The 12599-nt window shown below is 67.4% G+C and carries 13 protein-coding genes and 1 tRNA gene; 11 read left to right on the top strand and 3 right to left on the bottom strand.

Annotation, left to right across the window (positions count from 1 at the left end; all coding sequences use genetic code 11):
* The first annotated feature begins 169 nt into the window (after positions 1-169).
* The 5 genes from LRR16_RS20215 (at position 170) to LRR16_RS20195 (ending at position 4859) form a co-directional block, all read left to right on the top strand.
* Complete coding sequence (locus LRR16_RS20215) at positions 170-955, top strand: SDR family oxidoreductase (RefSeq protein ID WP_006578585.1); 786 nt, start codon at positions 170-172, stop codon at positions 953-955.
* A gap of 384 nt (positions 956-1339) precedes the next feature.
* Positions 1340-1945 carry a TRAP transporter small permease gene (locus tag LRR16_RS20210; RefSeq protein ID WP_232206919.1) on the top strand — a complete coding sequence of 202 codons (606 nt, stop codon included), beginning with the start codon at positions 1340-1342 and terminating at the stop codon, positions 1943-1945.
* Positions 1942-3246 (top strand): TRAP transporter large permease, encoded by a 1305-nt coding sequence (locus LRR16_RS20205; protein WP_170265977.1) that lies wholly within the window; start codon positions 1942-1944, stop codon positions 3244-3246. The genes LRR16_RS20210 and LRR16_RS20205 overlap by 4 nt, the downstream gene beginning before the upstream one ends.
* Before the next feature lie 82 nt (positions 3247-3328).
* A complete protein-coding gene (locus tag LRR16_RS20200) occupies positions 3329-4357 on the top strand; it encodes a DctP family TRAP transporter solute-binding subunit (protein ID WP_006577549.1) in 1029 nt (342 codons plus the stop codon).
* Positions 4358-4457: 100 nt separating this feature from the next.
* A complete protein-coding gene (locus LRR16_RS20195) occupies positions 4458-4859 on the top strand; it encodes a thioesterase family protein (RefSeq protein WP_232206918.1) in 402 nt (133 codons plus the stop codon).
* A gap of 284 nt (positions 4860-5143) precedes the next feature.
* Here LRR16_RS20195 and LRR16_RS20190 read toward each other — a convergent pair whose 3' ends face one another.
* Positions 5144-5689, bottom strand: coding sequence for a PAS and helix-turn-helix domain-containing protein (locus tag LRR16_RS20190; RefSeq protein ID WP_006575476.1), 546 nt, complete (start codon positions 5687-5689; stop codon positions 5144-5146).
* A 173-nt stretch (positions 5690-5862) separates the two neighbouring features.
* Between LRR16_RS20190 and LRR16_RS20185 the strand changes: the two genes are divergently transcribed.
* Entirely contained in the window at positions 5863-6564 is a 702-nt protein-coding gene (locus LRR16_RS20185) for a CoA transferase subunit A (RefSeq protein ID WP_023265007.1), read from the top strand.
* 18 nt (positions 6565-6582) lie between these two features.
* Positions 6583-7221, top strand: coding sequence for a CoA transferase subunit B (locus LRR16_RS20180; protein ID WP_006575475.1), 639 nt, complete (start codon positions 6583-6585; stop codon positions 7219-7221).
* 96 nt (positions 7222-7317) lie between these two features.
* On the opposite strand, the gene LRR16_RS20175 is transcribed toward LRR16_RS20180, so the two are convergent.
* Positions 7318-7818: a DUF411 domain-containing protein gene (locus tag LRR16_RS20175; protein WP_232206917.1), complete on the bottom strand. Its 501-nt coding sequence runs from the start codon at positions 7816-7818 to the stop codon at positions 7318-7320.
* A gap of 20 nt (positions 7819-7838) precedes the next feature.
* The gene (locus tag LRR16_RS20170; protein WP_006575473.1) at positions 7839-8615 is read right to left on the bottom strand and encodes a 3-hydroxybutyrate dehydrogenase; all 777 of its coding nucleotides are present in this window, start codon (positions 8613-8615) and stop codon (positions 7839-7841) included.
* A 205-nt stretch (positions 8616-8820) separates the two neighbouring features.
* Between LRR16_RS20170 and LRR16_RS20165 the strand changes: the two genes are divergently transcribed.
* The 4 genes from LRR16_RS20165 to LRR16_RS20150 all read left to right on the top strand — a co-directional run bounded on the left by LRR16_RS20165 (position 8821) and on the right by LRR16_RS20150 (position 12555).
* Entirely contained in the window at positions 8821-9711 is an 891-nt protein-coding gene (locus LRR16_RS20165; RefSeq protein ID WP_006575472.1) for an alpha/beta fold hydrolase, read from the top strand.
* A 53-nt stretch (positions 9712-9764) separates the two neighbouring features.
* Positions 9765-10127 (top strand): RidA family protein, encoded by a 363-nt coding sequence (locus LRR16_RS20160; RefSeq protein WP_006575471.1) that lies wholly within the window; start codon positions 9765-9767, stop codon positions 10125-10127.
* A 101-nt stretch (positions 10128-10228) separates the two neighbouring features.
* Positions 10229-12457: a bifunctional (p)ppGpp synthetase/guanosine-3',5'-bis(diphosphate) 3'-pyrophosphohydrolase gene (locus tag LRR16_RS20155; RefSeq protein ID WP_006575470.1), complete on the top strand. Its 2229-nt coding sequence runs from the start codon at positions 10229-10231 to the stop codon at positions 12455-12457.
* A 21-nt stretch (positions 12458-12478) separates the two neighbouring features.
* Positions 12479-12555, top strand: a tRNA-Val gene (locus LRR16_RS20150).
* Positions 12556-12599 lie beyond the last annotated feature (44 nt).

Here is a 12599-nt window from a genome sequence, read left to right as displayed (position 1 = left end):
CGAGTTCTTAGAATCTCCGGCATTGTCCGGGACTCGACACCCACAGGCAAGCAATTTTTTGGAACGATCGTTCGTTTTTTAATATACTGCCCGCGTTCCCGTCAAACGAGGGCAGCCATCGAACGCGATCGCCGGCAAGGCCGGGACGCGTTCCACTGCAGAGGTCCATATGGGTTTGTCGATCAATCTGGAAGGCAAGGTCGCGATGGTGACCGGTGCGTCGAGCGGGCTGGGCATGCGCTTCGCGCAGGTGTTGTCGGCCGCGGGCGCCAAGGTCGTGCTGGCCTCCCGCCGCGCCGAGCGGCTCAAGGAACTGCGGGCGGCAATCGAGGCCGATGGCGGCAGCGCCCATGTGGTGCGGCTCGACGTGACCGATCCGGACAGCATTCGCGCCGCGGTGGCGCATGCCGAGACCGAGGCGGGCGCGATCGACATCGTCGTCAACAATTCGGGCGTGTCGACCACGCAGCGGCTGACCGATGTCACCGCCGAGGACTTCGACTTCGTCTTCGACACCAATACCCGCGGCGCCTTCTTTGTCGCGCAGGAGGTTGCCAAGCGGATGATCGCGCGGTCCAAGGGCGCCGAGCGCAACGGCACGCCGCTGCCGCAGTCGCGCATCATCAATATCGCCTCGGTGGCCGGCCTGAAGGTGCTGTCGCAGATCGGTGTCTACTGCATGAGCAAGGCCGCGGTGGTCCACATGACCAAGGCGATGGCGCTGGAGTGGGCCCGCTATGGCATCAACGTCAATGCGATCTGCCCCGGCTATATCGACACCGATATCAACCACCATCATTGGGACACCGATGCCGGCCAGAAGCTGATCCAGCTGCTGCCGCGCAAGCGGCTCGGCAAGCCCGAAGACCTCGACGGCCTGTTGCTGCTGCTGGCTTCGGACCAGTCGCAGTTCATCAACGGCGCCGTGATCACCGCCGACGACGGTATGGTATAAAGCCGGCCACGCGCGCCGCCGATATCGGCTTCATCAGCGAGTCGGCGCGCGATCCACGGCGATCGCCTGTGCCCGCCGCCCGCCAGAAGCGGGGCGGGCCTTCCAGCCCGGGGCTTATCCGGTCCCCTCGGGCGCCACGGCCGACGCCTGGCCACCTGCATGCCGCTGCCATTGCCTAGGGTATTGGAGGTGTCCGCCTATCGCCAGTGTGGGCATAATTCGCTGGTGCCGATTCCGTAAGCCTTTAATTAGCCGCGCCCCGCGGCCACGCGGCAGCGGCGTCGGCCAGAAAAGAACGCATTCACAAAAGTACGCCGCCAAGGCGTCATGCAGCAGCTGCCGCGGTCCAGCAGGGCACGGCAGACCGGACCGGAGGCCGGGGAGATGGAGCAGCAAGAGCAGGCACGGCGCGACGCCGCGCCACAGCACGCGGTCGATTCGGCCTTGATCACCGAACCCGTGGACCAGGCAGCGGATGCCGAATTCCGCATCAGCCCCCGCATCGAAGACTGGATCGGCATCGTCGTGATGATGCTGCTGGTGGTCATCACCTTCGCCAACGTCGTGGTGCGCTATCTGACCGACGAATCGTTCGCCTGGACCGAGGAGTTCTCGGTGTTCCTGATGATCGTGCTGGCGCTGGTCGGCGGCAGCGCCGCGGTCGCGCGGGACCGGCACATCCGCATCGAATTCTTCTTCGAGCGCGGCAGCGCGGCGCGGCAGCATTGGCTGGCCGTGGTGTCGGCACTGGCGGTGGCGATCATGTTCGTCGCGCTGGCGGTGCTCGGCGCGCGTATCACCTGGGATGAATACACGTACGGCGAGACCTCGCCCGGCATCGGCGTGCCCAGCTGGTGGTACTCGGTCTGGCTGCCGCTGCTGTCGGCCTGCATCGCGCTGCGTGCGCTGGCGCTGGCCGGCCGCAACTTGCGCGCATTGAAGGCGCTGCACGCGCAGCGCCGGCAGGACGGCGGGGAGCGCCAGCCATGACGCTGATCGCCATCGTGCTGTTTGCCGTCTTCATCGTGCTGATGCTGCTCGGCGTGCCGATCGGCGTCGCGCTGGGCCTGGGTGGCCTCGCGGCGATCGGGCTGTCCAATCTCGATACGCAGATGTTCGGCCTGCTGGCGGTGCCGCAGAACTTCTACGCGGGCCTGGCCAAGTATCCGCTGCTGGCGATTCCGATGTTCGTGCTGGTCGGCTCGATCTTCGACCGCTCCGGCGTCGCGCAGCGGCTGGTCACGCTGGCGATCGCGGTGGTCGGGCGCGGCCCTGGCATGCTGCCGCTGGTGGCGATCCTGGTGGCGATGTTCCTCGGCGGCATTTCGGGCTCGGGTCCGGCCAACGCCGCGGCGGTGGGCGGCGTGATGATCGCCGCGATGTCGCGTGCCGGCTATCCGGGCTCGTTCAGCGCCGCCGTGGTCGGCGCGGCCGCCGCCACCGACATCCTGATTCCGCCGTCGGTCGCCTTCATCGTCTACAGCGTGCTGGTGCCCGGCGCGTCGGTGCCGGCGCTGTTCGCCGCGGGCATGATTCCCGGCGTGCTGGCCGGCATCGCGCTGATCGTGCCGGCGGTCTGGCTGGCCCGCAAGCACCGGATGGGCGCGGCCGAGGCCTCGCTGCCGCGGCCGCCGTTCTGGCGCAGCCTGCGCGAGGCCGCCTGGGGCCTGTTCGCCCCGGTGCTGATCCTCGGCGGCATGCGCGCGGGCTGGTTCACGCCGACCGAGGCCGCGGTGGTGGCGGTGGTCTACGGCCTGTTCGTCGGCATGGTGGTCTACCGCTCGATCGGCCTGCGCGACCTGTACGTGATCTTCCGCGAGGCCGCCGAGACGTCGTCGGTGATCCTGCTGGTGGTGGCGCTGGCCGGCATCTTTGCCTATGCGCTGTCGACGCTGGGCGTGATCGACCCGCTCGCGCAGGCGATCGCCAATTCGGGCGTCGGCGAATACGGCGTGCTGGCGCTGATCGTGCTGCTGCTGATCACGGTCGGCATGTTCCTCGACGGCATCTCGATCTTCCTGATCTTCGTGCCGCTGCTGCTGCCGATCGCCAATGCGTTCAACTGGGACCCGGTGTGGTTCGGCGTGGTGCTGACGCTGAAGGTGGCGCTGGGCCAGTTCACGCCGCCGCTCGCGGTGAACCTGATGGTATCTTGCCGGATCGCCCGCGTGCGGATGGAGGAGACCGTGCCGTGGGTGGTGTGGATGCTGCTGGCGATGTTCGGCGCGATGCTGCTGGTGCTCGCGTTCCCGCCGCTGGCGACGTGGCTGCCGGCACGGCTCGGCTATTGAGGTCCGGGGTGCGTGTGCCCCGGCCCCGTATTTCTGCTTGATCTTCAGTCCAAATAACGATTCCCGAGAGGAGAACTGACTCATGAAACGCCGTGTCCTGATGCTGTCGATGGCCGCCACTATCGCCGCCGCCGCGCTCGCGCCCGCCGGTGCGATGGCGCAGACCTACAAGTCCGAATACAAGATGTCGCTGGTGCTTGGCCCGGCCTTCCCGTGGGGCAAGGGCGGCGAGATCTGGGCCGACCTGGTCCGCCAGCGCACCAACGGCCGCATCAATATCAAGCTGTATCCGGGCACCTCGCTGGTGGCCGGCGACCAGACCCGCGAGTTCTCGGCGATCCGCCAGGGCGTGATCGACATGGCGATCGGCTCGACCATCAACTGGTCGCCGCAGGTGCGCGAGCTGAACTTGTTCTCGCTGCCGTTCCTGATGCCCGACTACAAGGCGCTCGACGCGCTGACGCAGGGCGAGGTCGGCAAGCACCTGTTCACCACGCTCGAGAAGGCCGGCGTGGTGCCGCTGGCCTGGGGCGAGAACGGCTTCCGCGAGGTGTCGAACTCCAAGCGCGAGATCCGCAAGCCCGAGGACCTGAAGGGCCTGAAGCTGCGGGTCGTCGGCTCGCCGCTGTATATCGACACGTTCAACGCGCTGGGCGCCAATCCGACCCAGATGAGCTGGGCCGACGCGCAGCCGGCGATGGCCTCGGGCGCGGTCGACGGCCAGGAGAACCCGCAGTCGGTGTTCGCCGCCGCCAAGCTGTACACGGTCGGCCAGAAGTTCGTGACGACCTGGGGCTATGTCGCCGACCCGCTGATCTTCGTCGTCAACAAGCAGATCTGGGAAAGCTGGACGCCGGCCGACCGCGAGATCGTCAGGCAGGCCGCGATCGATGCCGGCAAGCAGGAAGTCGCGCTGGCCCGCAAGGGCCTGGCCGAGCCGGGCGCGCCGGCCTGGAAGGAGATGGAGGCGCACGGCGTCAAGGTCACGCACCTGAGCCCCGCCGAGCACGATGCCTTCCGCAAGGCGACCGCCAAGGTCTACGACAAGTGGAAGAAGCAGATCGGCGCCGACCTGGTCGGTAAGGCCGAGGCGGCCATCGCCAAGCGCTGATCTGTGCGAGAGCCGGACGGCAGCCGTTCCCGCGCCTGCGAGCGCGCGAACGTCCGTCCGGCCTGATCCCGAACCACACGGCAATCCCGAACCACACGCGATGAAACACGTCTTCACGCTGCGCATGCCGATCCGCTGGGGCGACATGGACGCGATGGGCCATGTCAACAACACCGTCTATTTCCGCTACCTGGAGCAGGCGCGCATCTCGTGGTTCGAATCGTTGGGCTGCAATGGCCGCGACGAGAACGGCCAGGGCCCGGTGATCATCAACGCCCATATGAATTTCCGGCGCCAGCTGCGCTATCCGGGCGACATCGAATGCCGTGTCTACGCCGGCGAACTGGGCCGCAGCAGCTTCGAGACGCGGGCGGAGATCCGCCGCAGCGACGACGCGGACACGGTGTTCGCCGATGGCGGCGCCAAGGTGGTCTGGTGCGACTACGAGGCCGAGAAATCGGTGCCGCTGCCGGCGGCGATCCGGGCTTTGCTGGAGGGCTGAGGGTTTGCCGGAAGGCTGAGGGTTTGCCGGAAGGCTGAGGGTTTGCTGGAAGGCTGAGGGTTTGCTGAAAGGCTGAGGGTTTGCTGGAAGGCTGAGGGTTTGCTGAAAGGCAGAGGGTTTTCTCCCCTCTCCGACTTGTGGGAGAGGGGTGGGGGAGAGGGCAAGAGGCGTTCGCCATGCTCCTACCGTGTCGGTATGGCGGCTGCCGTTCTCCCTCTCCCCCAACCCCTGTCCCGCGGCGCGGGAGAGGGGAGCAAACAAGCGGTACGAAGCGCCTCGTCAGGTCAATGATTGACCAGCCGCTGCACCAGGTCCACCGCGGTATGCGCCCCGTATTTCTTCATCAGCCGCGCCCGGTAGATATCGACGGTGCGCGGGCTGATCGATAGCGACTTGCCGATCTGCTTGCTGGTCTTGCCCTCGACCAGCTGGGCCGCGATATCGCGCTCGCGCGCCGTCAGCTGCGCGGTCACAGGACGCTTCTGCGACAGGTCCTCGAAGCTCCAGATGCCGGCCCCCAGCGGCTGCTGCCGGTCCAGCGCGCGGCCGGTGACATGGCACCAGAACAATTCCCCGTTGGCCCGCTTCATGATCCGTTCGTCGGAATAGAGCCCGCGCGCGTTCATGATCGGCACGATGCGGGCGCCGGTGCGCTCGAACTCGTCGGCGGTCGGATACAGTACCTGGAACGACTGGCCGATCAGCGCCTCCCGCGTCGTGCCGAAGATGCGGCAGACCTCGTCGTTGCAGTCCTCGATCCTGCGCTCGCGCGACAGCACGAGGCCGACCGGCGCCAGCTGGAAGGCGGTCTGATAGTCGATGGCAGGCATTGTCCTTATGTATTTCTACGTACTGGCGTCCGCTGCGGGGCTTGCGTATCCTTTGGAGCGCTGTCGACGGCCGGCGCGCGGGTCCCGCCCGGCGCGGCCGTAGCGATTGTAACGTTACCCGCGAGCGGCGTCGCCGCCTCGTCCGGGAACATCATCGAGGAAGGAGAGACGATATGAACAAGGTCTACGCCAGCGCCGCCGAGGCGCTTGCCGGCGTGGTCCGCGATGGACAGACCATCGCGGTCGGCGGCTTCGGCCTGTGCGGCATCCCGGAAGCCCTGATCGCGGCATTGCGCGACAGCGGCGCGAAAGGGCTGACCTGCATCTCGAACAATGCCGGCGTCGACGGCTTCGGCCTGGGCCTGCTGCTGGCCACGCGGCAGATCCGCAAGATGATCTCGTCGTATGTCGGCGAGAACAAGGAATTCGAGCGCCAGTACCTGGCGGGCGAACTCGAGCTCGAATTCACGCCGCAGGGCACGCTGGCCGAGAAGCTGCGCGCCGGCGGCGCCGGCATCCCGGCCTTCTTCACGAAGACCGGCGTCGGCACCATCGTCGCCGAGGGCAAGGAGATCCGCGAATTCGACGGCGAGCAATACGTGATGGAGCGCTCCCTGACCGCCGACGTCGCGCTGGTCAAGGCGTACAAGGCCGACAAGGCCGGCAACCTGATCTATCGCCGCACCGCGCGCAACTTCAACCCGATGTGCGCGATGGCGGGCAAGGTCACCGTCGCCGAGGTCGAGCAGATCGTCGAGATCGGCGAGCTCGATCCGGACGAGGTCCACACCCCGGGCATCTTCGTGCAGCGCATCGTGCTGAACGCCCATCCCGAAAAACGCATCGAGCAGCGCACCGTGCGTGCCGCGGCCTGACGATCAAGGAGACAGATCATGGCATGGACCCGTGACGAAATGGCGGCGCGCGCCGCGCGCGAGCTGCAGGACGGCTTCTATGTGAACCTGGGCATCGGCCTGCCGACGCTGGTGGCCAACCATGTGCCGCCGGGCGTCGAGGTGTGGCTGCAGTCCGAGAACGGCCTGCTGGGCATCGGCCCGTTCCCGACCGAGGAAGAGGTCGACGCCGACATGATCAATGCCGGCAAGCAGACCGTGACCACGCTGCCGGGCTCGTCGATCTTCTCGTCGGCGGACTCGTTCGCGATGATCCGCGGCGGCCATATCAACCTGGCCATCCTGGGCGCGATGCAGGTCAGCCAGAAGGGCGACCTGGCCAACTGGATGATCCCGGGCAAGATGGTCAAGGGCATGGGCGGCGCGATGGACCTGGTGGCCGGCGTCGGCCGCGTGGTGGTGCTGATGGAACATACCGCCAAGAAGAAGGACGGCAGCGAGGACCTGAAGATCCTGGAGGCCTGCACGCTGCCGCTGACCGGCGTGGGCGTGGTCGACCAGATTATCACGGACCTGGGCGTGATGGATGTCACGCCGCAAGGTCTGAAGCTGGTCGAGACCGCACCGGGCGTCAGCCGCGAGGAGATCCAGAGCAAGACCGGCGTGCCGCTGCTGTAAGGCGGGCGCGGTCGCCTGGCGCAACGTAAAACCCCGCCTCGATGGAGGCGGGGTTTTTTATTGGCCAGGGCGCCGGTCAGCGCCGCTCACCGCCGGTCAGCGCGCCACGGCGGAAGCGGGATAGCGCGCGAAAACCGACGCGCCGCCGTCGGCCCGCACCAGCAGCACCGAATACGGATCGACACGCGATCCCTGCTCCATGCCGGGCGAGCCGACCGGCATGCCGGGCACGGCAAGCCCGACCGCCTTCGGTTTGCCTGCCAGCAGCTTGCGGATCTCGGCGGCCGGCACATGGCCCTCGATCGCATAGCCGCCGACGACGCCGGTATGGCAGGAGCCGAAGCGCTCCGGCATGCCCAGGCGCGCGCGGTGCACGCCGGTGTCCTCGACGTCGTGCACCTTGACCTCGAAGCCATGCTCGCGCAGATGAGCGACCCAGCCATCGCAGCAGCCGCACAGCGGGCTCTTGTAGACCTCGATCGGGGTGCCGGTGGCCGAGGCCTTCGCCGCCGGGGTTGCGGCCCGGGCGAGCGGCAGCAGGCCGGCCGACAGCGTAGCGCCTGCAAGCAGGCCCTTCAGGACTTCTCTTCGCTTCATCGTCTTTGCTGAGCGCGCCATCACTGCGCGACCCAGCCTCCATCCATGTTCCAGATTGCGCCGCGCACCTGGCGCGCGGCGTCGCTTGCCAGGAAGACCGCCAGCGCGCCGAGCTCGTCGGGCGTGACGAACTGCCCCGAGGGCTGCTTCTCCAGCACCAGCTCGCGCTTGGCCTGCTCGACGGGAATGCCCTCGCGCTCGGCGCGGGCCTCGACCTGCTTCTGCACCAGCGGCGTCAGCACCCAGCCCGGGCAGATCGCGTTGGCGGTGACGCCGGTCTGCGCGGTTTCCAGCGCGGTGACCTTGGTCAGGCCGACGATGCCGTGCTTGGCGGCGACATAGGCCGACTTCTGCGCCGAGGCGACCAGCCCGTGCGTCGACGCGACATTGATCACGCGGCCCCAGTCCTTGCGCTTCATGCCGGGCAGCGCCAGCCGCGTGGTGTGGAAGGCCGAGGTCAGGTTGATCGCGATGATCGCGTCCCAGCGCTCGATCGGGAAATCCTCGATATTGGCCACATGCTGGATGCCGGCGTTATTGACCAGGATATCGACGCCGCCGAATTCGCTGTCGGCATAGCGCATCATGTCCTCGATCTCGGCGGCCTTACTCATGTCCGCGCCGTGATAGCCGACGCGGATGCCGCTGCCCGCCTGCTCGATCTGGCGCTTGGCGCCGTCCACATCGCCGAAACCGTTGACGATCAGATGCGCGCCCTGCGCGGCCAGCGCCTGGGCGATGCCCAGACCGATTCCGCTGGTCGAACCGGTCACCAGCGCCGTCTTGCCCTTCAGCATATGAGCCTCCGTGGAGAAATGGGGTGGCAATGCGCCGTGCCGCCGCGGCACGGCCGTCGTTGCTGTCGCATTGTAGCGCTGGCGTACAATCGGGCTTTGCCCAGCCGGCGCCGCCCCGCGGCGCCATGCGCGACGCATACGTGTCGCGGTGTTCGACGCGCGCCATTGCCGCGCCTTATTCGCGTTCCTCGCGCAGGGAGTCAAGATGTCAGCCAGTCCGCGCCTCGGCTTCGTGCAGTGCATCAGCCCCGCTGGCCTGCACCGCATGGCGTACCACGAGTGGGGTGACCCAAGCAATCCGCGCGTGCTGATGTGCGTGCACGGCCTGACCCGCACCGGCCGCGATTTCGACGAGACCGCGCGCGCGTTCAGCGGCGAATATCGCGTGGTCTGTCCCGACGTGGTCGGCCGCGGGCGTTCCGACTGGCTCGCCGATCCGCGCCGCTACATCGTGCCGCAGTACGTCTCCGACATGGTGACGCTGATCGCGCGGCTGAACGTCGAGCAGGTGGACTGGTTCGGTACCTCGATGGGCGGGTTGATCGGCATGGGGCTGGCCGCGTTGCCGAAGAGCCCGGTGCGCAAGCTGCTGCTGAACGACGTCGGCCCGCGCATCGCCGCCTCGGCGCTCGAGCGCATCGGCTCGTATCTGGGACTGCCGGTCCGCTTCAAGACCTTCGAGGAGGGCCTCGCGTATCTGCAGACGATCAGCGCGTCGTTCGGCCGCCATACGCCGGAGCAGTGGCGCGAATTGAATGGCGCGATCCTCAAGCCGGTGCAGGGCGCGGAAGGGCTGGAATGGGGCCTGCACTACGATCCGGCGCTCGCGGTACCGTTCCGTGAAACCACGCCCGAGATGGCCGCGGCCGGCGAGGCGACGATGTGGCGCATGTTCGAGGCGATTCCGGTGCCGGTGCTGGTGGTGCGCGGCGCGCAGTCGGACCTGCTGACGCGCGAGACCGTCGCCGAGATGGTCGCGCGCGGCAAGCAGGTGCGTTCGGTCGAGGTGCCGGACGTGGGCCATGCGCCGACCTTCGTCGATCCGGCACAGATCGCGATCGCGCGAGAATTCTTCATCGGCGCGGCAGGGGCCTGAGCCCCTTGCCGCGCCAGTCAACCCAGAGCAGCGCAGGCTGCCTTCATAGAACGATGAGCACGACCGAACTGAAACGCGCCCATGTGGGCAAACGCCTTTCCGAATATGCCGTCTACAACGGCGTGGTCTACGTGGCCGGCCAGGTGCCCGAGGTCGATCCCGACGCCGATATCCGCGGTCAGACCCGCGAGGTGCTCGGCCATATCGACCGTCTGCTGGCCGAGGCCGGCAGCGACAAGACGCGCATCCTGTCGTGCCAGATCTTCCTGACCGACATCGCCGATATCGGCGCGATGAACGAGGTCTGGGACGAATGGGTGCCTCAGGGCAATACGCCGCCGCGCGCGACGGTCGAAGCGAAGCTGGCCAATCCGAAGTATCGGATCGAAGTGGTGGTCACCGCGGCGCTGAATTGAGCCGGAACGCGTATTGGTTCGAATGGCGTTGAAGGTGGGTTGAGGGTGCGTTGAGGGTGCATTGAAGGTAGGTTGAAAGGTGCAGCAGGGGAAGTGGTGACATGGTGACGTCCACCGACGCGGCCGGGCAGATCGCCGGTACGCCGGACGCGGGCCTGGTCGAGCAGGCGCTGGCGTACGCGCGCGAGCATGGCGAGGCGGTAGCGCTGCCCACCGGCGAGAGCGTGCTGTCGCATGCCGAGGGGATGCTGCGCATTCTCGACGGCCTGCGCATCGACGACGCCGCGCGCGCCGCGGCCTGCCTGTTCCCGGTGGCGGCCTTCGTGCCGGAGACCGAAGCGGAGATCCCCGAGCGCTTCGGCGACGAGGTCGCCCGCCTGGTCAAGGACGTGCGTCAGCTGCTGCGCATCGGCGCGATCGCGGTCAATCGCGGCGATACCGTCGAGGCGCCGTCCTCGCGCAACGAGGCGCAGGCGCGCCACGAGCAGGTCGAGGCGCTGCGCAAGATGCTGCTGGCCTTCGCGCAGGACATCCGCGTCGTGCTGGTGCGACTGGCCTCGCGGCTGCAGACGCTGCGTTGGCTGGCGCAGACCAAGAACGCGCCGCTGCCCGGCGTGGCGCGGGAAACGCTGGACATCTACGCGCCGCTGGCCAACCGGCTCGGCATCTGGCAGATGAAGTGGGAGCTGGAAGACCTGGCCTTCCGCTTCGAGCAGCCGGACACCTACAAGCGCATCGCGCGCCTTCTTGATGAAAAGCGCATCGAGCGCGAGGGCTACATCGCGCAGGCGATCGAGCGGCTGCAGCGCGAGCTGGCCGCGGCCGGCATCCGCGCCGAGGTCAGCGGCCGGCCCAAGCACATCTACAGCATCTGGAAGAAGATGCGGGGCAAGGATCTCGACTTTGCCGATCTGTACGATGTGCGCGCCTTCCGCGTGATCGTCGACGACATCAAGGACTGCTACGCGGTGCTCGGCATCGTGCACCACGTCTGGCAGCCGATTCCGCGCGAGTTCGACGACTACATCTCGCGTCCCAAGGCCAACGGCTACAAGTCGCTGCACACGGTGGTGATCGGCGACGACGGGCGCGCCTTCGAGGTGCAGATCCGCACCCACGAGATGCACCACTTCGCCGAGTACGGCGTGGCCGCGCACTGGCGCTACAAGGAGGCCGGCGGCAAGGGCTACAGCGGGCAGTTCGCCGCCAACGAGAGCTACGACGAGAAAATCGCCTGGCTGCGGCAGCTACTGGCGTGGAAGGACGATGCCGACCACACGGTGGCGCACGACGAATCGCCGTGGGAGCAGCTCAAGCATGCGGCGATCGACGACCACATCTACGTGCTGACGCCGCAGGCGCGGGTGGTCGCGCTGCCGCAGGGCGCGACGCCGGTCGACTTCGCCTACTACCTGCATACCGACCTCGGCCATCGCTGCCGGGGCGCGCGCGTGGACGGCGCGATGGTGCCGCTGAACACGCCGCTGAAGAACGGCCAGACGGTCGAGATCGTCGCGGTCAAGCAGGGCGGCCCGTCGCGCGACTGGCTCAATGCGGACCTCGGCTACCTGGCCAGCTCGCGGGCGCGCGCCAAGGTGCGCGCGTGGTTCAACGCGCTCGATTCGCAGGAAACCATCGCGCAGGGCCGCGTGCTGATCGACAAGACGCTGCAGCGCGAGGGCAAGACCGCGGTCAATCTGGACGTGCTGGCGACGCGGCTGGGCTTCAAGACGCCGGATGAGCTGTATGCGGCGGTGGCCAAGGAGGAATTCAGCCTGCGCCACGTCGAGCAGGCGCTGCGCCATCCCGAGGGCGAGGGCGCGCCGCAGGTCAGCGAGGAAGAGGCGGTCACCAAGAAGAGCCGCGCCACCAGCGTGGCGCGCGGCGCCAAGAGCGGCGTGCTGGTGGTCGGCGTCGATTCGCTGATGACGCAGATGTCGCGCTGCTGCAAGCCGGCGCCGCCCGACGATATCGTCGGCTTCGTCACGCGCGGACGCGGCGTGTCGATCCACCGGCGCCAGTGCCATACGTTCCAGCAGCTGGCCGCGCGCGCGCCAGAGCGGATCATCCAGACCGAGTGGGGCAAGAAGAGCGACGCGGTCTATCCGGTCACGATCCACGTCGAGGCGATCGACCGCCAGGGGCTGCTGCGCGACATCTCCGAGGTGCTGTCGCGCGAGAAGATCAACGTCACCGGGGTCAAGACGCTGAGCAGCAAGGGCGTGGCCCGGATGCAGTTCACCGCCGAGGTGGCTGAGGCCACCCAGCTGCAGCGCGCGCTCGGTCTGATCGAAGAGGTGTCCGGGGTGTTGCAGGCTCAAAGAAAGTGATGCTATACTTGCGGCTTCGCTAGGCTCGTAGCTCAGCTGGTTAGAGCACCACCTTGACATGGTGGGGGTCGTTGGTTCGAGTCCAATCGAGCCTACCAACGAATTGCAGTACCGAAGACAGCAGTACCCAGTACATTTCACC

It is taken from the genome of Cupriavidus sp. UGS-1 (assembly GCF_021213615.1).
Taxonomy (GTDB): Bacteria; Pseudomonadota; Gammaproteobacteria; order Burkholderiales; family Burkholderiaceae; genus Cupriavidus.
This window is presented reverse-complemented; position numbering and strand designations above follow the sequence as displayed.

Coding starts and splice junctions, on each gene's coding strand:
- LRR16_RS20215 (WP_006578585.1), top strand. CDS start 170: ATGGGTTTGTCGATCAATCTGGAAGGCAAGGTCGCGATGGTGACCGGT.
- LRR16_RS20210 (WP_232206919.1), top strand. CDS start 1,340: ATGGAGCAGCAAGAGCAGGCACGGCGCGACGCCGCGCCACAGCACGCG.
- LRR16_RS20205 (WP_170265977.1), top strand. CDS start 1,942: ATGACGCTGATCGCCATCGTGCTGTTTGCCGTCTTCATCGTGCTGATG.
- LRR16_RS20155 (WP_006575470.1), top strand. CDS start 10,229: ATGGTGACGTCCACCGACGCGGCCGGGCAGATCGCCGGTACGCCGGAC.
- LRR16_RS20190 (WP_006575476.1), bottom strand. CDS start 5,689: ATGCCTGCCATCGACTATCAGACCGCCTTCCAGCTGGCGCCGGTCGGC.
- LRR16_RS20200 (WP_006577549.1), top strand. CDS start 3,329: ATGAAACGCCGTGTCCTGATGCTGTCGATGGCCGCCACTATCGCCGCC.
- LRR16_RS20180 (WP_006575475.1), top strand. CDS start 6,583: ATGGCATGGACCCGTGACGAAATGGCGGCGCGCGCCGCGCGCGAGCTG.
- LRR16_RS20165 (WP_006575472.1), top strand. CDS start 8,821: ATGTCAGCCAGTCCGCGCCTCGGCTTCGTGCAGTGCATCAGCCCCGCT.
- LRR16_RS20185 (WP_023265007.1), top strand. CDS start 5,863: ATGAACAAGGTCTACGCCAGCGCCGCCGAGGCGCTTGCCGGCGTGGTC.
- LRR16_RS20195 (WP_232206918.1), top strand. CDS start 4,458: ATGAAACACGTCTTCACGCTGCGCATGCCGATCCGCTGGGGCGACATG.
- LRR16_RS20170 (WP_006575473.1), bottom strand. CDS start 8,615: ATGCTGAAGGGCAAGACGGCGCTGGTGACCGGTTCGACCAGCGGAATC.
- LRR16_RS20175 (WP_232206917.1), bottom strand. CDS start 7,818: ATGAAGCGAAGAGAAGTCCTGAAGGGCCTGCTTGCAGGCGCTACGCTG.
- LRR16_RS20160 (WP_006575471.1), top strand. CDS start 9,765: ATGAGCACGACCGAACTGAAACGCGCCCATGTGGGCAAACGCCTTTCC.